This is a genomic window from Aeromonas enteropelogenes (assembly GCF_000819845.1).
Taxonomy (GTDB): domain Bacteria; phylum Pseudomonadota; class Gammaproteobacteria; order Enterobacterales; family Aeromonadaceae; genus Aeromonas; species Aeromonas enteropelogenes.
This window is the reverse complement of record NZ_CDCG01000044.1, coordinates 84,058-102,263: the sequence shown is the minus strand read 5'-3', so window position 1 is coordinate 102,263 and position 18,206 is coordinate 84,058. Positions and strand designations below refer to the sequence as shown.

The following is an 18,206-nucleotide window of genomic DNA, read 5'->3' as shown; positions in this document are numbered from 1 at the left end:
TCTCTCGATAACAATGAAAAACCGCCGGTCTCCCGGCGGTTTTTTGTGTTCTGGCATAACCAGGATCACATGCTGTAGGCCTTCTCGCCGTGGGTGGTGACATCCAGCCCCTCCCGCTCTGCATCGTCCTTCACCCGCAATCCGATCACCATGTCGATCACCTTGTAGGCCACCGCAGCCACGGCGCCGGACCAGAGGATGGTGACCCCCACCCCGATGGCCTGAACCTTCACCTGGGCCAGGATGGAGTAACCATCGGCCACCTGGTTGGAGACATAGTCCCACACCCCGGTACCGCCCAGGTCCGGGCTGGCAAAGACACCGGTCAGCAGGGCCCCCAGGATGCCGCACACCCCGTGCACCCCGAACACGTCCAGGCTGTCGTCAGCGCCCAGCCAGCGCTTGAGACCGTGCACCCCCCACAGGCCGGCTACGCCACTTATGAGGCCCATCACCAGACCGCCACCGACCCCGACGAAACCGGCCGCCGGCGTGATCACCACCAGACCGGAGACGGCACCGGAAGCGGCGCCCAGCAGGGAAGGACGTCCCTTCATCACCCACTCGGCCAAGGTCCAGGAAAGGGCCGCACCCGCTGGGGCCACCCAGGTGTTCACGAAGGCCAGCGCCGCCGTGCCATTGGCCTCCAGAGCCGACCCCGCGTTGAAACCGAACCAGCCAAACCAGAGCAGGGAGGCCCCGATCATGGTCATGGTGAGGCTGTGGGGAGTCATGGGATCGCGACCGTAACCCAGGCGTTTACCCACCAGATAGGCGCCGACCAGACCGGCCACGGCGGCGTTGATATGCACCACTGTGCCACCGGCAAAGTCGAGGGCCCCATGCTGGAACAGATAGCCCGCGGTGGCGTTTGCAGCATCAGCTGCGGCGGCGTCCGTGTAGGCATCGGGGCCCGCCCAGTACCACACCATGTGGGCCAGCGGGATATAGGCGAAGGTAAACCAGATCACCGAAAACAGCAGCACGGCGGAGAACTTGATGCGCTCGGCAAAGGCTCCCACGATCAGGCCGCAGGTGATGGCGGCAAATGCCCCCTGGAACACCACGTAGATGAATTCGCTGATGCCGACCCCCTTGCTGAAGGTGGCGGCGATAGAATCAGGCGTGACCCCCGCGAGCAGCACCTTGCTGAAGGATCCGTAGAAGCTGCCTCCTTCGGTGAAGGCCAGCGAATAACCGTATATCACCCACAGCACGCAGATGAGGGCAAACAGAGTGAATACCTGCATCAATACGCTCAGCATGTTCTTGGCGCGAACCAGGCCGCCGTAGAAGAGCGCCAGACCGGGGATCGACATCAGGATCACCAGCGCTGCCGACAGCAGCATCCAGGTATTGTCCCCCTTGTTGATGGTGATAGTGGCCGCAGCCTGCACCTGAGCGACCTCTTCGGCCCAACTTGGGGTAACCAGCAAGGCAGACAGTATTGGCAAACCCGCCATCATCCATTTTTTGACCATAGAGCACTCTCCTTCCCTGTCGTGCCGGTCCATGACCGGCTCCGTTTCCTTGATTGAATCCGTGGCGGCCGCAGCACTGTTCACGGCTTGCCAAAATCACGCCCGTGCCCGGCACGGGGAGGGGTCTGCACAGGAGCGCCATCATGACTGCTGTCACCGATGGCCGCAGACACCACCTGACAGATAAAAAGCATAAAGTGAGCCAAAAATTAAAACCCAATAAAATCAAGTGATTAACTTACAACCTAGCACTTGACGCACCAAGTTGGCGCACGAGATGCGCCATCCAGCCCTCGACCGCCCCGTGACAGGGCAGGTCATGGCGGGCGCACCAGAACGGCGCAGCCAAATCAGGGGCGCCTCTTGACCACGCGCGAGCCAACATCGGGAAAATCCGTCATCACCAGGAATGATCTGGCTGCGATATGGCAGGAAAACGGGCGTGACCCACGAACAGGACAGATCTGGCTGGATATGAGCGCAGGCATTCGGGAACTGGCGCAAGGAAAGAGTGCAGCGAGAGCTCACTGACACCGGGTATCGGGTCAGGCTCATCCCCTGGCGAAGGGCATCCCTCCCCTGATCATCTGCGGATATGAGACATGGCCGGCCCCAGGAGGCCTAAGTCACATCCTGCTGCTGTGCCAGCAACCCGGCGTTGGCAAGAGCAAAGTCATGCATCTGTTGCAACAGGGGCAGCAAAGCCGTACCCAATTGTGTCAGGGCATACTCCACACGGGGAGGCACGCTGGGGTAGAGGGTCCGGCTGATGACACCGTCACTCTCCAGCTCCTTGAGCTGGGCGGTGAGCACCTTCTGGCTGACGGCGGGCAAACGGCGACGCAGATCGCCAAAACGCAGAGTCTGGCTTTGCAGATGAAACAGGATGGCCGGTTTCCATTTTCCGTTCAGCAGTCGCAATACCTCGTAGGCAGGACAGAGGGGCGGGTTCAAGGCGTGCCTCGCTAATGGTTACTTCAGGGTAACTATGCCACGAAAATGTGCCTTCTTGCAGCCAAAATGCCGGCTTCCTATGATGCGACGAGTCGTATCATTCAACAGGAAGAGCCGTCATGCCCAGTTTGCTGCAAATCCATTTCACCTTTCCCGCCGAGCAGATGGGGCCGGCACTGACCGAGGCCGCCGTGCCGCTGGCCGAATCCATCACCCGCGAGCCCGGGTTTATCTCCAAGATATGGACGGAGAACCCGCGCACCGGCGAAGCGGGTGGCATCTATCTGTTCGAGGATGAGGCGAGCGCACGGCAATACGTGCAGATGCACGAACAGCGAGTGCTTGCCATGGGCGCCAGCGACGTGCAATACAAGCTGTTCGACGTCAACGAGCCCCTCAGCCGCATCACATTCGGCATCAAGTGATCCGCTCGCCCCGCCGCCCGATCGGGGCGGCGCTTCGCTATCTGCTCCCCCTATTCATCCGCTATTAACCTTGCCCCCGTATTCTGACGCGCAACCGGGTCATGGTGACCCTCAGCACTCATCAGAAGGACATCAGGCATGGTTGCCGCGCAACTCAAAGATCCACAAAGCACGCTCTCGGATACCCTGCGATCCACGGCACACGCCATCGACGAGAGCCACATCAGCCTGCGCCAGATGCTGACCCTGGTGGGGGAACAGGGCATGCTGCTGTTTTGCGTGCTGCTCACCGTGCCCTTCCTGCTGCCGGTCTCCATTCCGGGCGTCAGTACTCCGTTTGGTCTGCTGATCCTGTTTATCGGCATCGGCATCACTCTCAACCGGGTGCCCTGGTTGCCTGCTTTTCTGATGGAACGCCGCTTCGCTGCGGATCAGCTCAAGCCGACCCTGCACAAGGGGGCGGATCTGCTGGCCCGCATCGATCGCTTCATCCGCCCACGCCTGCTGTTGCTGACGGGCAGCACCACCATCAACCGCTGCAATGGCCTGCTGATCATGCTGGCGGCCCTGCTGCTGATGCTGCCTCTGGGTGCCATCCCCTTCACCAACGCCATGCCGGCCTGGGCCATTTTGCTGCTAAGCACCGGCATGCTGCAGCGCGATGGCCTGTTCGTCGCTGGCGGTTATTTGCTGGTCACGGCGACCCTGGTCTGGTTCAGCGCCCTGGCCATCGGCCTGCTGATGGCGGGACAAAATATCTCGACCCTGTTTGGCTGACAGCCAGAAATATGAAAAGGGCGGCCATGGGCCGCCCTTTTTGCTTTGTGCCGGATCCGGTTCGTCAGAACAGATCGTAGATAAGGGCCGAGATGGCAAGCAGCCCCATCACCAGCACAAACAGGGTGCTCGCTCCGCGATAGCGCCTGAGCGCGGGCAAGCGATAGATGGAACAGGCGGGCAGCAGAAACAGGATCACGGCGATGAGCGGCCCGCTGATGCGCTCTATGATGTCGAGCACGTTGGGATTGAGGTAAGTGATGACCCCGGTCACGACGAACAGAATGAGGGAGGAAACCCGGGTAATGGTCGACTCCTTGAGGGAGAGCCCGAGCCCCTGACAGGCGCCACTCACCATGCTCACCGTTCCTTCGCTCACCCCCATGGAGGTGCCGAGGAAGGATTTCGACATGGCCAGGATGGCGATAAGCGGCCCCACATAGGCAATCAACGGGTTGGAGAACTTGTTCGCGAGCGCCGACAGCACGGAGATATTGTCGGTACGGGCCAGCGCCATCTCGGCCTGGCTCAGGCTCATCACGCAGCTCACGACAAAAAACATCACGCTGCCGCAGATCAGCAGGCTGCTGCACTTGATGATGCGTCTGCTGAGCTGGTCTGCATGCTGATGATCCCGCTTCTTCTGGGCGGCGCTGAATGAGGAGATGATGGGAGCATGACTGAAGGAGAACACCATCACAGGCACGATAAGCCAGAGGGATTTCCAGAAGGCGGGATCATGCCAATCCACCGCCTGGCTCTCGGTAAAATAGGAGAGGCTCCACTGGGGCAGCAGATAGAAGGAGAGGCCAAGCAGAAACGCCACCATGGGCAGTGCCAGCACGCTGATGGCCGATACCACTATATGCTTGCCCGCCAGCAGGATCAGGTGCAGACCCAGCATGACCCCGAGTACCAGCCAGCCACGAGGGAACGCGGCACTCCCCAGCTGGTTCACCAGGAAGCTCTGGATCGCATTGGTGATGGAGATGCTGTAGACCAGAATGATGGGGTAAAAGGCCATCAGGTAGACCAGCATCAGCAACTGGCCGGCTCTGGCGCCAAAGTGCTCCACCACCACATGGGTGATGTCTCCCTCCCGATGGGAGCTGGAGAGCACAAACCGGCTCAGCGCCCGGTGAGAATAATAAGAAAGTGGAAACGCCAATAATAAAATAAACAGCAAGATAACCGGGGAGTTACTGCCTACGGTAATCGGGAGAAATAAAGTGCCGGCACCCACTGCTGTGGCATATAGCCCCATGGTCCATACCGAATCACTTTTCTCCCATTTCAACTTTGAAACAGTATTACTCTTTTCTGTAATAGCAAGACTCATTGCGATACATACCTTATTGTTCTGTCATCATTATTTTTATTGGCCAGAAATAACTGGCAAGCGATATTCAATAAAATATCGAATACTTCGTACCATAATAAATCCACCGACATTCAATAATGCACGCCGGGGCAATACGAAAATGCCGTTTTACCATCATTGAAATCATCATCAAGGTCAAGGTTAATAATTCATGACCGTTTAAACCGAGATGTTTCAAAAAACAATAAAATGTATCATTCCAGTCTTGTCAGAGCTGTGCGACAGCGTCCTGATAACATAATGGTAAAACCACGGCTTTTTTCTCAACAAGATTAATGAGACCAGGCCGACCTATTAATATTAACATGATGGCGTAAAAAACCTTCAATAAATAAAATGAGCTTAATTCCACCTCAATGAAATAATAGCGAAGGTGGACGATATTATTAATCGCTGATGGCCAGCCGTCAGCGCGATGGGCAGTGAGCCACCCGGTTGCGCCCTGCCCGCTTGGCACGATAGAGCCACTCGTCGGCGCGCGCCAACGCCAGATTGATATCCTCACCCGGTCGCACCAGCGTCGTACCCAGACTGACGGTCAGCGTAACAGGGTCGGCGGCCAGGGCTGCCACGGCCGCACGGATCCGCTCCGCAATGCGCAATAGCGTCAGTTCGTCCAGTCGCGGCAGCAGTACCAGAAACTCCTCGCCGCCGCTGCGTACAAAGAGATCCTCGCTGCGCAACTGGGTCGCCACACACTCGCAGAAGCGTTGCAACGTCCGATCCCCTTCCTGATGGCCGAAACGATCGTTGACCTGCTTGAAGTGGTCGATGTCCAGCATGATGAGGCCATGACCCTCTCCCTGCTGCAACCGGGCCCAGTGATCGAAGAAGAATCGCCGGTTGTAGAGACCGGTGAGCTGATCGGTTTCGCTTTGCAATTTCAGTCGCTGTTGCAGCTCGTGCTGGCAGGTAATATTGCGGGTTACCCAGACGACCGCTCGCTTCCCCTCATACAGAGAGGGCAAGGGGGCAATCTTGCCCTCGAATCGCTGCATCCCTTGCGGCCCGACGGCTGCATCGATCCCCGCCACCTCAGTGGCCGCAAGATCATATTCCACCACCTGGATCTGGCCACTATCCAGTGCCAGCATCACCTGTTCCATCACCCATTGCGCCATCACCGCAGGCAGTACGTCGAACAGTCTCTTTCCCGTCAGGGGGTTGCCGTCCTGATAGGACTGCTCCTCCATCCCGCCCAGGTATTCGATGTAGTAGCCATCTTCGCTCAGGATAAAGAGAGGATCCGGCAGTTGGGCCATCACTTCATAGAGTTGCTTGACCGAAAGCTCCATTCCGTCTCCTCCTGCGAGCCTCAGGCAGCGAAAGGCTGGCTGACTGTCAAAATATCGTACCGTGCCGGACCCGGAGCGAACATCAAATTCAATCAGTGATGAATCTTAATGCGCAAATAATGTTCAACCTGGTAATCAACCGAGCTCTTTGCCGATATTCAGCAGCACTAGCATGAGAGGCTCTGATTCATTTTGGCATCAGCCATGAGCTGACAGCAGATTGTTTGAGTCTCCAGGTTCCATTAGGCTGATACCCCAGAGCGCCTTCTGGTCCCCGGCCAGGGCTCATCAAGCCTGTACCCACCAACGGAAAAGGAATATCCGGATGAAGAAGACCCTAGTCACCGCCAGGTTCGATGTCGTCAGCCCAGAGGGTGAGCAACTTCGCCTGAAGATTGCCATCCACAGGCCCAGACCTGACACCAGATCCGCCAACGGTGACCATCGCTGCAAGGTGAAGCTTGCCGGCCTGCGTGACAAGACCTTTATCCATGGTATTGATGCCTTGCAGGCCCTGAGCCTGGCGCTGGCATTTGTCGAGAGCGAGCTGCGCGCCTTCTCGGACGCCGGTTGGCAGTTTTATCAACCGGGTTGCGCGGATCAGCCCGTCGATATCACCGCCTGCTACTTCCCGATGCTCTGAGACAAGGTGGCGTGCCACCGACTGCCATGGCGGCTCTGGTGTGAGGAATTGTTGATGATGGCAAGCGAGCAATCACTATCGGCCTCGCTGGCCATAGCGTATGGGCAGGGGAAAGGAACGCGACAGCCGGTATCTACTGAAGGGGGCTGCCATCCCCCCACCGTCCCGCAAGGGTCACCTCTGGCCTGGTGCCGTGGTGACCCCGACAAAGTCCAAACTATCGGCTGGCGAAGCGGCTCGCATTCCAGAGCAGTTCGCCACTGCGCAGATCCATCAGGCTCATGGCAAGCCGATAACGTCCCCCCTGTTGCACCAGATCCCCGTAGAGCATGTAACCCGCACCGGTCTGTCGCCCCAGGCGGACCAAAGAGGCTGGATTGACCCCCCCTTGCTGATATTCGAGCTGGCTGGTGATGGCCGCGACCTGGCCCGGGTCGACGAAGCGAAACTCGCTTTTGGACTGGATCCGCTTGATCATGGCCGCCGCCATGGGGCGCGTGTCGAGAGATTCCCCCGTTCCATTCTGGGGTGGCGTGAGCAGCAGCACAGGGTTGCCATTGGCCAGCTCCCGCACCTCGGGGGCCTGGACGAAGGCATCCGCCATGGCCACGGCCAGCGCGGTCGGTGCCACCGGTTTTTGTACCGGTGGTTTCACCTCGGGTTGAGTCACGGGAGGCTGGGTGACTGGCTCGCTCGGCGCAGGCGTCTGGGGCTCACTGCCGGGCCAACGATAGGGATTGACGCTACACCCGCCCAGCAGCAGGACACTCAGCAACAACAGGGGACGCATTTTCATCTTGTGGATTCTCTCGACAGTAAGGTAACGGCGGCATGTTTGGCTCGCCAAAGTTTCCATGCTAGGTAAATTTTCGGGGAAGATCGATGCCCGCAGCATTGCGGGCGACAGGGGCTGCCCCAGCGATCCGTCCGCCTTCGCAGGCCAGTACAGAAGTCAGTTACAACTCGAAGATTACCCTGTTCTTGCCGGCACTCTTGGCTTGATAGAGCGCCATGTCCGCTCTTCGCAGAAGATGTCCGATCTCGACATCCGCAGGGGTGGAGACTGACGCCCCTATGCTGGTCGTGACTTGAATGGTGTATTCGCCATATTCGATAAGCAACTCTTCAATCAAGGCTCTTATTTTTTCAAAAATATCATCGCTGTCATCATGGGAGCCCCCGGCAATAATCAATGCAAACTCTTCCCCGCCAATGCGGGCAAATACATCATGCTCCCGGACGACGGTGCAAACGGCAGCAGCCAACTGCCTGAGCACGAGGTCTCCCGCCTCATGACCATAGCGATCATTCAACTCCTTGAAATTGTCGATATCAAGAATCGCCACGGTACAGGGAACCCCCGTCAATAACGAATGGGCGACCCGGCTCTGCCCTTCTGCCATGAATGCCCTGCGGTTGTATATGCCGGTAAGATAATCGGTAGAAGCCAGCACTTTCATTTCATCGACTTGCAGATAGAGCTGGATATTGAGGGCAAGCCAATGGGCCAGACACTGTAAAATGACAGCGTCTCTCGTTGAGTAAAAAAATTTATCCTGATGCGCCACATTCAGGGTGCCGATACAGTTGTCACCTTGCAGCATGGGGGCATCCATGCAACAGCCCATCCCCTTGTGATACAACATCTGGCAGTCCAGCTTGTCAGACATGCTCAAATCATCACAGATGGCCAAACGACCCGATGAAAATACACCACCGACAAAGGTATCTTTAATGGGCATAAGAAAATCAAGAGGAATGGCCCGATTACCGGAAATGGAATAAAGCTTCAGGAAATGTTCATTTTCTTTAATTGTAATACTGACTCGTTCGGCTTTAAATAAATGGTGAATCCAGTTTGCCACCACATTCAATACATCTTGCAGTGATTTGGAACGAGATATATCAAGGATAAATGATACTGGCATGGTTATATCACCGCCGGAATTTAATTTATCCAGTTCGGCTGTATCAAGATAACGTTCATTATGCATAACATTCCCCATATATCTCATCAAATAGACTGCATTTAATTGTTCTATCAGCTATAAAATGAACTTCAACTGCATAACAAAACAACCATTCAAATAAATATAGAACAGATAAACCGCATTGTAAATGTCGATTATAAAGTAATTAACTTTATTATTTACTATAGCCAGTCATGTGCAGATTAATAATGAGGAAGCGATATTCTCCGGCCATCCTGGCCCCGTATCCCCATAATGGATCAAAGTGGAACCCTATTTGCGGATGAGATGGCTTGGCAACAAACAGTCAACGCCCGGCGACAGATGGTGACGGCCGACGACAGCAACAGGCGAGCCGCTCGTCACCATGACGAAACGGATAAAAAAAAGCCCAGCTTTTCAGCTGGGCTTTTGTATTGGCTCCTCCTACTGGACTTGAACCAGTGACATACGGATTAACAGTCCGCCGTTCTACCGACTGAACTAAGGAGGAATTGTAAGTGGTGCCCAGAGACGGAATCGAACCGCCGACACGGGGATTTTCAATCCCCTGCTCTACCGACTGAGCTATCTGGGCAAATGGTGCCGGCTACCGGAATCGAACTGGTGACCTACTGATTACAAGTCAGTTGCTCTACCTACTGAGCTAAGCCGGCACACTTCAAACCATTGCGCATGAACGAATTTTTACTTCATGACACCAAAATTTGGTGCCCAGAGACGGAATCGAACCGCCGACACGGGGATTTTCAATCCCCTGCTCTACCGACTGAGCTATCTGGGCGTGGGCGCTATTAAACGGATTTTAAGGCTGGTGGTCAACGGGAAATTTCACTTTTTGTCTCGTTCGTCTCTTTTTTGCTCAACGCGCTCCATTTCCTTCACTTCACCCTCACTGGCCCTGCGCTTGCGCCCCCACACCCTGGGTTCTTCCCCCTTGAGCAAACGGGCAATGTTCTCGTGATGGCGGATCAGGATGAGGCAGGAGAGCAGCGAAACCGGCAAGGTATATTCGGGTTTGAGCAGGTAGGTAAAGAGCGGCGTCAACAGTACGGTAATGATGGAAGCCAAGGAGGAGTAGCCACTCACCAGCAGTACCAGCAGCCAGGTGCCTATCACGGCGCCCCCCATGCCATAACCGATGGGCAGCATGGTGCCCAGCGCCGTTGCTACCCCCTTGCCTCCCCGGAAATGGAAGAAGAGGGGATACATGTGGCCCAGACATGCCGCCACGCCGATAAAGCCGAGATAGACGGGTTTGATTTGCAGAAACCAGGCGAGATAGACGGGGGCCATTCCCTTGATCACATCGAGCAGCAAGACCACCAGAGCCGCCATCCGGCCACCGAGGCGCAGCACATTGGTCGCCCCCGGATTGTGGGATCCGTGATCCCGCGGGTCAGGCAGACCGGTGAAGCGGGAGACCAGCACAGCACTGGATAGTGAACCACCCAGGTAGGCCAGAATAATCATCAAAATCGTCAGGGCCGTCATCTTGGTCGTTTTTACCACGATATGAATGGGGTATGATGCGGGCCACATACGCTGGCTTGGACCCTTTGCCCAACCAGACAGCCTCGGCAAGCATGTCGCCCGGCCAGCATCCCTGCGCTGTCATCACAGCCCATCAAGAGTAAAGAAGAAGTACAGTCATGGACAAGGTGTTTATTCGCGGACTCGAGGTTTTGACCACCATAGGTGTATATGAGTGGGAGAAGGGCATTCGCCAGAAACTCCGGTTTGACCTTGAGATGGGGTTCGACAACCGCCCCGCCGCCGCAACCGATGATATCAAGCTGGCACTGGATTATGCCGACCTCTCCAACCGGATCTGTGAACATGTCAGCGGCAAGGTAGTCGAACTGGTCGAAACTATGGCTGAGCAGGTCGCCACCCTGGTGCTTGCCGATGAGCGGGTACAGTGGGTCAAAGTGACTCTCACCAAGCCAGGTGCCGTACCCAATGCCGAAGGCGTCGGCGTCGAGATCCTGCGCCATCGCACACCGGTAGCGAGCGCCAACTGATGACCACCCTCTATATCAGCCTGGGCTCGAACATAGAGCGGGAGCGCCATATCCGTGCCGGTCTTGATGCCCTGTACGGCGAGTTTGGCGAGCTGCTGGTGTCACGGGTATTCGAGAGCGAGGCGGTGGGCTTCAATGGTCGCCCCTTCTACAACCTGGTGGTGGCGGCGCAGACCGTTCTTCCACTGGCGACCGTCTGCCAGCGCCTGCGCGCCATGGAGTTTGCCCACGGCCGCGAACCGGATGCCAAGAAGTTCGCACCCCGCACCCTGGATCTCGACCTGCTGCTCTATGGCGATCTGGTTTGTGACACACCGATCACCTTGCCCCGCGGCGAGATCCTCACCAACGCCTTCGTGTTGTGGCCACTGGCCGAGCTGGCACCGGCCCTGCGTCATCCGCTCGATGGCCGCACTATGGACGAACTGTGGCACGCCTATGACAAGGCCTCCCAGCGGCTCTGCCCCATTCCCTTTCACTGGGAAGCACCGGCATTGCAGCACAGCTGATCGACAAGGGCACCTCGGTGCCCTTGTCGCTTATGACAGATTAGAAAGCATGATTGGCCCTTGCCCTGTACTGCTGGCAGGATAATTCCCATGAATAAGGAGGAATAGATGCCACTCGATACCATCCATCACTTCAACTGCCAGCTGCTCGCCGATCTGCCCCATCAGCGTTATCAACACGAGCCCATCCTCGATTACGCCACCGACGAGCAGGTCAAGGCACGCCTTGGCTGGCAGGCGGAGTTCAGCAAGACCCTGTTTCTCAAGTTCAAGGATGGCCGTTTCGCCCTGTTGCTGACCCACAGGGACGGGCGGCTGGACAACAAGGCCGTCAAGGCCACCCTGGGGGCCAAGCCCTCCATCTGCACGGCCGAGGAGATGCAGGCGCAGATCGGCTGCCTGCCGGGAGCCGTCTGCCCCTTTCTGCCGCGCGCCGACATCCCGCTGCTGATAGACCCGCAGCTGCTCGCCCATCACGCCTTTACCTGGACCCCGGGTCACCCGGAACAAACCTTTCTGCTGGAAACCGCCCACCTGCCCCGGGTGCTGGCACAGCTGCCCTGCCAGGTCAGCTATCTGCCCGTGGCCATGACCTGAATCCGTCCACTTCTATGGGCCCAAGAGCTGCGTCACCGCTCCGGATGCGCCTTATGCCACGTTCACGACAACCATCCCCCTGAGGACTGTCTTCCCTGCTGCCATGAGGAAGTACTTCCTCACTTTGAGGTCAGCCAGCCACCAACAAAACAACTGCCTGATCCCGAACGGAATTGTCTGGCTTCCTCACAAGCTGTCAGGTGACAGACAAAGCGACAACTTATTGACAATAAACATAATATTAAAGTTTTTGCTCGACTGAACGATAATGACGGGTACTTCCCCTGTTGCTGTGAGGCAGTAATGAGCGTCAAACAGAAGTTACTTTGGTCCGCCTTCCTCATCACCCTGATCCAGCTGCTGCTGGTCGGAGGCCTATCCTACTTCTCGGAGCGAAACGAGCAGCTTGCCATGGCACAGCGACTGACCCAGCAGCTTGACTCCGAACGCACCCAGCTGGCGCTCGACGAGAAGCTATACCTGCTGCGCAAGGATCCCTCCCTGATCACCGAGTTCGCCGCCCAGAGCCAGCGGATCCGGGAGACCATCCAGCTGCTCCAAGGCTACCTGCCTGCGGAGATGGATGCGCACCTGACCGTGCTCGGTGGTGCACTCGATGACTACCAGGCTGAATTCAAACGACTGCAGAGCGAGCAGGAACGGATCGGCCTCACGCCGGAAGCAGGCCTCTACGGCAAGCTCAGAGCTGCTACCCATGCGCTTGAGTCGGCCCTCAAGGAGCGCGACGATCCCCGCCTTGAAGTCATCTTGTTGCAGCTTCGCCGCAACGAGAAGGACTTCATGCTGCGCCGGGATGCACGCTACCTAGATCAGCTGGAAGCCAACGCAACGCCGCTGGCCGAGGCGCTGGCCGCCAATCCGGAACAGGCCGAGCTGCTCCAGCGCTACCGCCAGTACTTCAAGGAGCTGGTTAGCGCTGAACAGCAACTGGGCCTGACCGGCAAGGATGGCCTGCGCGCAAGCCTGATCCAGAAAGAGCAGAAGATGGCCTCGGCAAGTGCCACCCTGCTCAAGGAGCTGACCACTTACGTCAATGCCCAGCATGATCGCCAGACCTGGATGCTGATCATGTTGTGTGCTGTTGGCATCATCACCGCCCTGCTGCTCAACCTTGCCATCGGTCGCAGCATCATGAGTGGCCTCGACAAGCTGGCCGACGTGATGCGTCGGGTCACCAGCAACAACGATCTCACCCTGCGTGCCAGATTGACCGGCAAGGACGAACTGGCCGCCATGGGCCGTGACTTCGATACCATGCTGGATCACTTTCACGCCCTTATCGAACGGGTGAAAGGCTCGGTCGGGCACCTGGAGTCCCAGACCCGGCTGCTGAGCCAACAGGCAGAGCTGACCCAGCAGGCCTTGTCAAAACAGCTTGAGGAGAGCGATCTGGTGGCCAGCGCCGCCACCGAGATGGAATCCACCATCGCCAATATTGCAGACAACACAGAAACCGCCGCCGCCAGCGCCCGCGACACCCACAGCGCCGCCGAACAGGGCCGTGACAGCGTGCAGCAGACCGGCCAGACCATACGTCAGCTCTCGGAGCGGCTGGATGAAACCGGCCATGAGGGTGAAGCCCTGTCACAGGAGAGCCAGACCATCAGCAGCGTGCTGGACGTGATCCGGGCCATCGCCGAACAGACCAACCTGCTGGCCCTCAACGCCGCCATCGAGGCGGCTCGGGCCGGGGATCAGGGGCGAGGCTTCGCCGTCGTGGCTGACGAGGTTCGCAGCCTGGCGATGCGCACCCAGCAGAGCACCACGGAGATCGCCACCATCATAGGCAGCCTGCAGTCACGCACCGCCAGCATGGTGGCGCAGATCGGTGAGTGCCGCGACAATGGCGAGCAAAGCGTCTCGGCGGCCCAGCTGGCCGGAGAGCAACTCAATCTCATCACGGAGCGGATGGAGGCAGTGCTCGACATGAATACCCAGATCGCCACCGCCGTGGAAGAGCAGAGCTCGGTCGCCGCCGAGATCAACCGCAACGCCGTGATGATCCGCGACATCGCCAACCAGGTGCGTGGCCAGGCCGAGGAGTCCTTGTCCGCTACCCTGCAGGTAGAGCAACAGGCCAGCGAGCTGGCCAGCGCCATCGATCAATTCAAGGTCTGAGGCCGCTCCAGCTGGGCAAAGATGAGCGCCGCCAGCATGGAGAGCAGCCCGACACAGAGATAGGTGAGGTGAAAACCCGCCAGCCACTGCCCGCCGGCGGCGTCAGCCCCGGCGGAGAAGAGCCCCAGCAGGCTGGCGGCGATGGCTACCCCCAGGCTCATGGAGAGCTGCATCACCACCGACAGCAGGCCGTTGCCACTGCTGGCGTGGGTCGGGCCGAGATCCTGCAGGGTCAGGGTATTCATGGCAGAAAACTGCAAGGAGTTGAGCGCGCCAAAGAGGGCCAGCCAGCCCAGCAGCACTTCGTAAGGCAGCTGGTTGTCGATAAAGTAGAAGCTGGCGATCATGGCCCCCAGCGCCAGGGTGTTGCCGATCAGAATGCGGCGATAGCCGATGCGCGGAATGAGCTTGTTCACCAGCGTCTTGGTCAGCATGGCCCCCAGCACAGTGGGGATCATGGTCATCCCCGCCTTGCTCGGCGAGAATCCCAGTCCCAGTTGCAAAAACAGTGGCGTGAGAAACGGCATGGCACCACTGCCGAGGCGAGCAAACAGGTTGCCCCAGATGCCGATGGCGAAGGTGTTGGTCTTGAACAGCGCCAGGCTGAACAGCGGTTCCTGCGCATTGGCCGCGTAGAGCCAGTAGCTCGCCATGGCCGCCAACCCGAAGATGAGGGCAAACAGCGCCCAGCCGGTGGAGATGCTGTGCTCCCCCAATCCCTGCAAACCTACCGACACCAGCACCATGCCGATGCTGAACATCACGAACCCCTGCCAGTCGAATTTCGCCGTCTCCTGGCGCAGATCCGGCATGAAGTGCCAACTGGCGAGAAAACCGAGTACCCCCACCGGCAGGTTGATGAGAAACACCCAGTGCCAGCTCGCCACCTCTACCAGCCAGCCCCCGAGTGCCGGCCCCATCAAGGGGCCAAGCAGCCCCGGAATGGTGACGAACGACATCACCCGCAGCAGTTCGTGCTTGCTGTAGACCCGCAGCACCGCCAGCCTGCCCACCGGCATCAGCAGGGCACCGCCTATCCCCTGCAACACCCTGGCCGCCACCAACACGGGCAGGGTATTGGCGGCAGCACAGGCCAAAGATCCCAAGGTAAACAGCAGGATGGCCGTCAGATAGATGCGACGGGTGCCGAACCTGTCCGCCAGCCAGCCGGAGGCAGGGATGAGCAGCGCCACCGTCAGCATGTAGGCGATGACCACGGACTGCATCTGCAGCGGGCTCTCCCCCAGCGCCTCGGCCATGCTGGGCAGAGCCGTATTGAGGATGGTGCCATCCAGTGTCTGCATAAAGAAACCGACCGCCGTCAGCAGAGGCAGCCACTTGCGCTGGGCCGGGGTAACCATGTGTGTGCTATCGGGCATGAGCAGCCACCTCCTCTTCAGACAAAAAAAGACCCGCACGAAAGCGGGTCACATCAGACTATCAGGCATCCGGCTGGCCGAGCATGGCTCTGAGCTGCTCTTCCAGACTGGGTTCGGGCGCCTTGAGGGTGTCCAGAAACAACCGCTCTATCCCCGCCTTGTCCTGGCTCTTCACGATGAACACCAGCCGCGACTGGGCCTTGCCCTCCGGCCACTCCCCCAGCGCTTGCAGTGGATAGAGCTGACCGTGCACGCCGTGGATCACCACCGGCTGGCTCTCCCCTTCCAGTTGCAAGATCCCCTTGAGCCGCAGCAGGGCATCGCCGTACTGCGCCTGCACCGCATCGATGGCCGCCAGCAGGCGAGAGGGCTTGAGCGGCTCGCCGATACGCAGGGAAAAACTCTCTATGTTGCCATGCTCGAAATGGGTCGGCACAGCCGTCCCCACCTTGGCGGCGAATGGTTTCATCTTGGGTTGCATCGGCGAGGCCAGCCCCTGTTTGGGGGACTCGGTGCGCAGCCAGGCCAGCAATTGGCGCACGTCGCGCCCCGCCGCCTCGTTGTAGGCGCCCAATTTTTCCAGCACGATCGGTGACAATTCGCCATTGATCACCCACTCGATGGGCGCCGCCGGATTGAGGGCCGCCAGCTGGCTCTCGATCCGTGTCAGGGTCTCCTCATCCACCAAATCCCCCTTGCTCACCACCAGCAGATCCGCCAGCGCCACCTGCTTCACCGCTTCATACTGTTGGATAAGCTGCTGCTCGATATGACCTGCATCGACGACTGTGACTGTGCCGTCGAAGCGATAGCGCTGGGCGATAAAGCCCTCTTCGCGCAGGGTAAACAGCACGGGGGCCGGATCCGCCAGCCCCGTGGTCTCGATGATGAGTCGCTTGAAGGGTTTAATCTTGCGCTGGATGGCCTTCATAAAGAGCCCTTGCAGCGCTTCTACCAGGGAGCCCTGCACCGAGCAGCAGATACAGCCGGAATCGAGCAGCACCACCTGTTCGTCCACCTGCTGTACCAGATGATGATCCAGCCCCACCGAGCCGAATTCGTTGATCAGCACGGCACACTCGCCGAGCTCGGGCTGCTTCACCCAGTGGTTGAGCAACGTGGTCTTGCCGCTGCCGAGAAAGCCGGTCAGCAGGGTCACAGGGATGCGGGTATCTTGCATATCGGTCATGTCAAATCCTTAAAACCTGGCGTGATGAGAGGGCCAACCACGCTCACTTGTTGGCAAACAGATCCGCAAGCCAGCGGTTTTCGAAGCGGCCATGGGGGTCGAGCTCGCCCTTGAGGGCCAGGAAGTCGTGCCAGCGCGGCAGCAAAGCCGGGAAGTCATAAAGATCCATCGCCAGGTGCTTGCCAAAATGCGGGATGCCGCCGAGGGGCTCCAGCAGTTGCTGCAACTCGCGCATCTGCTCCATGGAGCCGTTGACGAAGGTGCCGTCCGCCGCCAGATAGACCAGGAAACCAATCCAGCACACCGACTGGCCATAGGCGGCGCTGAGCCAGGCCTCGGAGGGGCCGGTGCAGCGCAGGATAAAGGGGTAGTGCAGCACGCCGGGGTTGGCCTCTTGCCACGCCTGCAATATCTCCAGCGCCTCCTGCATGCGATGCAGCGGCACCGCCACCTCGCAGTTGATCTGGGGCGCCGGGATCCCCTTGCAGAGGATCTGGTAGACGTTGCCCACCAGGTCCGAAGCATCCTTGAAGCGACGCACCGTCTCGAAGTGCTCCCCCGCCAGCGCCTCGTCCTTGGTGTCCTTCGCCATCTTCTGCAGGGTAGCGTCGATGGTGGCATTCATGCGGGCGTCGATGTCGCCATCCAGCAGCAGCGGCTCGCTGCCCGCGGCCCGGTAGCGGGCCACCTCCTCCTCACTGGCGGGATCCACCAGCCAGATGTGGCTCTCGCCGGTCCAGGCGAACCACCAGCTCTTCACGAAACCGTGTTCGCGGTTCAGCCGCTCGTTGTGCTCCAGCAGGAAGGAGTAGTCGGTGGTGAACTTGGTGCAGCGCATGATGCGGTTCGGCACTGTGCGCAGGGTGACGTCGAGCAGGATGCCGAGCATCCCCATCCCCATCACGAAGGCGCCGAAGCGCGGGTCGGTGCGATCCACCCGGATGATGTCGCCACTGGCCAGCATCACGGTCAGCGCCTCCACCGCGTCACACAGGGCTGACTGGTGCAGCCCCTGGCCATGGGTGCCGGTGCTGAGCGCACCGCCCAGGGTCTGTATGCCGATGACGCCGGGGGAGGCGGGCAGCATCCGCTCCATGGCAATCAGTTCGGCGTAGACGGTGTCGAGCGGTGTGCCTGCCTGGTAGGTCACCGTATCGGCGGTCTGTGCCAGCTGGCCGCGCAAATGGTGCAGGTCCACCAGCAGCGCCTGATTGCCCTCGGCATAGACACTGTGGATGGGTTCGAAGGAGAGACCGGAGCCGATGAGCCGCAGCTTGCGCTCCGGAAATTCGCGCAGCAGCGCCTGCAGCTCGTCGCGATTCTTAGGGCGCCACACCTGCTCCAGCGCCCCGAGCGGATTGGTTCTAGACCAGTTGAACAGCACCTCCCGATTGTCGATCGCCTTGATGCTGTGAAATGCCTGGAACTGAACCGTCATACCGC

General features: G+C 58.8%; 17 protein-coding genes and 4 tRNA genes. 7 read left to right on the top strand and 14 right to left on the bottom strand.

Features of this window, described 5'->3' with window-relative positions; genetic code table 11:
- Positions 1-65 precede the first annotated feature (65 nt).
- Positions 66-1,481 carry an ammonium transporter gene (gene amt / locus BN1123_RS19250; RefSeq protein WP_042029058.1) on the bottom strand — a complete coding sequence of 472 codons (1,416 nt, stop codon included), beginning with the start codon at positions 1,479-1,481 and terminating at the stop codon, positions 66-68.
- A gap of 621 nt (positions 1,482-2,102) precedes the next feature.
- Positions 2,103-2,435, bottom strand: coding sequence for a winged helix-turn-helix transcriptional regulator (locus tag BN1123_RS19245; protein WP_026455840.1), 333 nt, complete (start codon positions 2,433-2,435; stop codon positions 2,103-2,105).
- A gap of 119 nt (positions 2,436-2,554) precedes the next feature.
- Between BN1123_RS19245 and BN1123_RS19240 the strand changes: the two genes are divergently transcribed.
- Positions 2,555-2,860, top strand: a complete 306-nt coding sequence (locus tag BN1123_RS19240) for a monooxygenase (protein WP_026455839.1) — start codon at positions 2,555-2,557, stop codon at positions 2,858-2,860.
- A gap of 138 nt (positions 2,861-2,998) precedes the next feature.
- Positions 2,999-3,637: an exopolysaccharide biosynthesis protein gene (locus BN1123_RS19235; RefSeq protein WP_026455838.1), complete on the top strand. Its 639-nt coding sequence runs from the start codon at positions 2,999-3,001 to the stop codon at positions 3,635-3,637.
- 64 nt (positions 3,638-3,701) lie between these two features.
- On the opposite strand, the gene BN1123_RS19230 is transcribed toward BN1123_RS19235, so the two are convergent.
- Positions 3,702-4,757: an amino acid permease gene (locus BN1123_RS19230; RefSeq protein WP_224212328.1), complete on the bottom strand. Its 1,056-nt coding sequence runs from the start codon at positions 4,755-4,757 to the stop codon at positions 3,702-3,704.
- A 668-nt stretch (positions 4,758-5,425) separates the two neighbouring features.
- Entirely contained in the window at positions 5,426-6,313 is an 888-nt protein-coding gene (locus BN1123_RS19225; RefSeq protein WP_026455836.1) for a sensor domain-containing diguanylate cyclase, read from the bottom strand.
- 325 nt (positions 6,314-6,638) lie between these two features.
- Here BN1123_RS19225 and BN1123_RS19220 point away from each other — a divergent pair, with 325 nt between their 5' ends.
- Entirely contained in the window at positions 6,639-6,956 is a 318-nt protein-coding gene (locus BN1123_RS19220) for a DUF6968 family protein (protein ID WP_042029056.1), read from the top strand.
- A gap of 217 nt (positions 6,957-7,173) precedes the next feature.
- On the opposite strand, the gene BN1123_RS19215 is transcribed toward BN1123_RS19220, so the two are convergent.
- The 7 genes from BN1123_RS19215 to plsY all read right to left on the bottom strand — a co-directional run bounded on the left by BN1123_RS19215 (position 7,174) and on the right by plsY (position 10,420).
- Positions 7,174-7,752, bottom strand: coding sequence for a hypothetical protein (locus tag BN1123_RS19215; protein WP_042029055.1), 579 nt, complete (start codon positions 7,750-7,752; stop codon positions 7,174-7,176).
- 160 nt (positions 7,753-7,912) lie between these two features.
- Complete coding sequence (locus tag BN1123_RS19210) at positions 7,913-8,950, bottom strand: sensor domain-containing diguanylate cyclase (RefSeq protein WP_026455834.1); 1,038 nt, start codon at positions 8,948-8,950, stop codon at positions 7,913-7,915.
- Between the two features lie 393 nt (positions 8,951-9,343).
- Positions 9,344-9,419, bottom strand: a tRNA-Asn gene (locus BN1123_RS19205).
- 8 nt (positions 9,420-9,427) lie between these two features.
- Positions 9,428-9,503, bottom strand: a tRNA-Phe gene (locus BN1123_RS19200).
- Between the two features lie 3 nt (positions 9,504-9,506).
- Positions 9,507-9,582, bottom strand: a tRNA-Thr gene (locus BN1123_RS19195).
- Positions 9,583-9,634: 52 nt separating this feature from the next.
- Positions 9,635-9,710 (bottom strand) — tRNA-Phe (locus tag BN1123_RS19190).
- 47 nt (positions 9,711-9,757) lie between these two features.
- Complete coding sequence (plsY, locus tag BN1123_RS19185; RefSeq protein WP_042029054.1) at positions 9,758-10,420, bottom strand: glycerol-3-phosphate 1-O-acyltransferase PlsY; 663 nt, start codon at positions 10,418-10,420, stop codon at positions 9,758-9,760.
- 158 nt (positions 10,421-10,578) lie between these two features.
- On the opposite strand from plsY, the gene folB reads away from it, so the two are divergent.
- The 4 genes from folB to BN1123_RS19165 all read left to right on the top strand — a co-directional run bounded on the left by folB (position 10,579) and on the right by BN1123_RS19165 (position 14,195).
- Complete coding sequence (gene folB / locus BN1123_RS19180) at positions 10,579-10,950, top strand: dihydroneopterin aldolase (protein ID WP_042029053.1); 372 nt, start codon at positions 10,579-10,581, stop codon at positions 10,948-10,950.
- Positions 10,950-11,459: a 2-amino-4-hydroxy-6-hydroxymethyldihydropteridine diphosphokinase gene (folK, locus tag BN1123_RS19175; protein ID WP_042029052.1), complete on the top strand. Its 510-nt coding sequence runs from the start codon at positions 10,950-10,952 to the stop codon at positions 11,457-11,459. Before folB ends, folK begins: the two co-directional genes overlap by 1 nt.
- 108 nt (positions 11,460-11,567) lie before the next feature.
- Entirely contained in the window at positions 11,568-12,056 is a 489-nt protein-coding gene (locus tag BN1123_RS19170; protein ID WP_042029051.1) for a YbaK/EbsC family protein, read from the top strand.
- A gap of 303 nt (positions 12,057-12,359) precedes the next feature.
- Positions 12,360-14,195: a methyl-accepting chemotaxis protein gene (locus tag BN1123_RS19165; RefSeq protein WP_042029050.1), complete on the top strand. Its 1,836-nt coding sequence runs from the start codon at positions 12,360-12,362 to the stop codon at positions 14,193-14,195.
- Here BN1123_RS19165 and mdtD read toward each other — a convergent pair.
- The 3 genes from mdtD to BN1123_RS19150 all read right to left on the bottom strand — a co-directional run bounded on the left by mdtD (position 14,180) and on the right by BN1123_RS19150 (position 18,201).
- Complete coding sequence (gene mdtD / locus BN1123_RS19160) at positions 14,180-15,574, bottom strand: multidrug transporter subunit MdtD (protein WP_042029049.1); 1,395 nt, start codon at positions 15,572-15,574, stop codon at positions 14,180-14,182. The two genes, BN1123_RS19165 and mdtD, sit on opposite strands and share 16 nt — an antisense overlap.
- Before the next feature lie 61 nt (positions 15,575-15,635).
- Positions 15,636-16,763 (bottom strand): CobW family GTP-binding protein, encoded by a 1,128-nt coding sequence (locus tag BN1123_RS19155; RefSeq protein ID WP_042029047.1) that lies wholly within the window; start codon positions 16,761-16,763, stop codon positions 15,636-15,638.
- Positions 16,764-16,806: 43 nt separating this feature from the next.
- The gene (locus tag BN1123_RS19150; protein WP_042029046.1) at positions 16,807-18,201 is read right to left on the bottom strand and encodes a D-arabinono-1,4-lactone oxidase; all 1,395 of its coding nucleotides are present in this window, start codon (positions 18,199-18,201) and stop codon (positions 16,807-16,809) included.
- Positions 18,202-18,206: the final 5 nt, after the last annotated feature.

Coding starts and splice junctions, on each gene's coding strand:
- BN1123_RS19170 (WP_042029051.1), top strand. CDS start 11,568: ATGCCACTCGATACCATCCATCACTTCAACTGCCAGCTGCTCGCCGAT.
- BN1123_RS19150 (WP_042029046.1), bottom strand. CDS start 18,201: ATGACGGTTCAGTTCCAGGCATTTCACAGCATCAAGGCGATCGACAAT.
- BN1123_RS19165 (WP_042029050.1), top strand. CDS start 12,360: ATGAGCGTCAAACAGAAGTTACTTTGGTCCGCCTTCCTCATCACCCTG.
- amt (WP_042029058.1), bottom strand. CDS start 1,481: ATGGTCAAAAAATGGATGATGGCGGGTTTGCCAATACTGTCTGCCTTG.
- BN1123_RS19220 (WP_042029056.1), top strand. CDS start 6,639: ATGAAGAAGACCCTAGTCACCGCCAGGTTCGATGTCGTCAGCCCAGAG.
- BN1123_RS19225 (WP_026455836.1), bottom strand. CDS start 6,313: ATGGAGCTTTCGGTCAAGCAACTCTATGAAGTGATGGCCCAACTGCCG.
- BN1123_RS19235 (WP_026455838.1), top strand. CDS start 2,999: ATGGTTGCCGCGCAACTCAAAGATCCACAAAGCACGCTCTCGGATACC.
- BN1123_RS19240 (WP_026455839.1), top strand. CDS start 2,555: ATGCCCAGTTTGCTGCAAATCCATTTCACCTTTCCCGCCGAGCAGATG.
- plsY (WP_042029054.1), bottom strand. CDS start 10,420: ATGACGGCCCTGACGATTTTGATGATTATTCTGGCCTACCTGGGTGGT.
- mdtD (WP_042029049.1), bottom strand. CDS start 15,574: ATGCCCGATAGCACACACATGGTTACCCCGGCCCAGCGCAAGTGGCTG.
- BN1123_RS19210 (WP_026455834.1), bottom strand. CDS start 8,950: ATGCATAATGAACGTTATCTTGATACAGCCGAACTGGATAAATTAAAT.
- folB (WP_042029053.1), top strand. CDS start 10,579: ATGGACAAGGTGTTTATTCGCGGACTCGAGGTTTTGACCACCATAGGT.
- folK (WP_042029052.1), top strand. CDS start 10,950: ATGACCACCCTCTATATCAGCCTGGGCTCGAACATAGAGCGGGAGCGC.
- BN1123_RS19155 (WP_042029047.1), bottom strand. CDS start 16,763: ATGACCGATATGCAAGATACCCGCATCCCTGTGACCCTGCTGACCGGC.
- BN1123_RS19215 (WP_042029055.1), bottom strand. CDS start 7,752: ATGAAAATGCGTCCCCTGTTGTTGCTGAGTGTCCTGCTGCTGGGCGGG.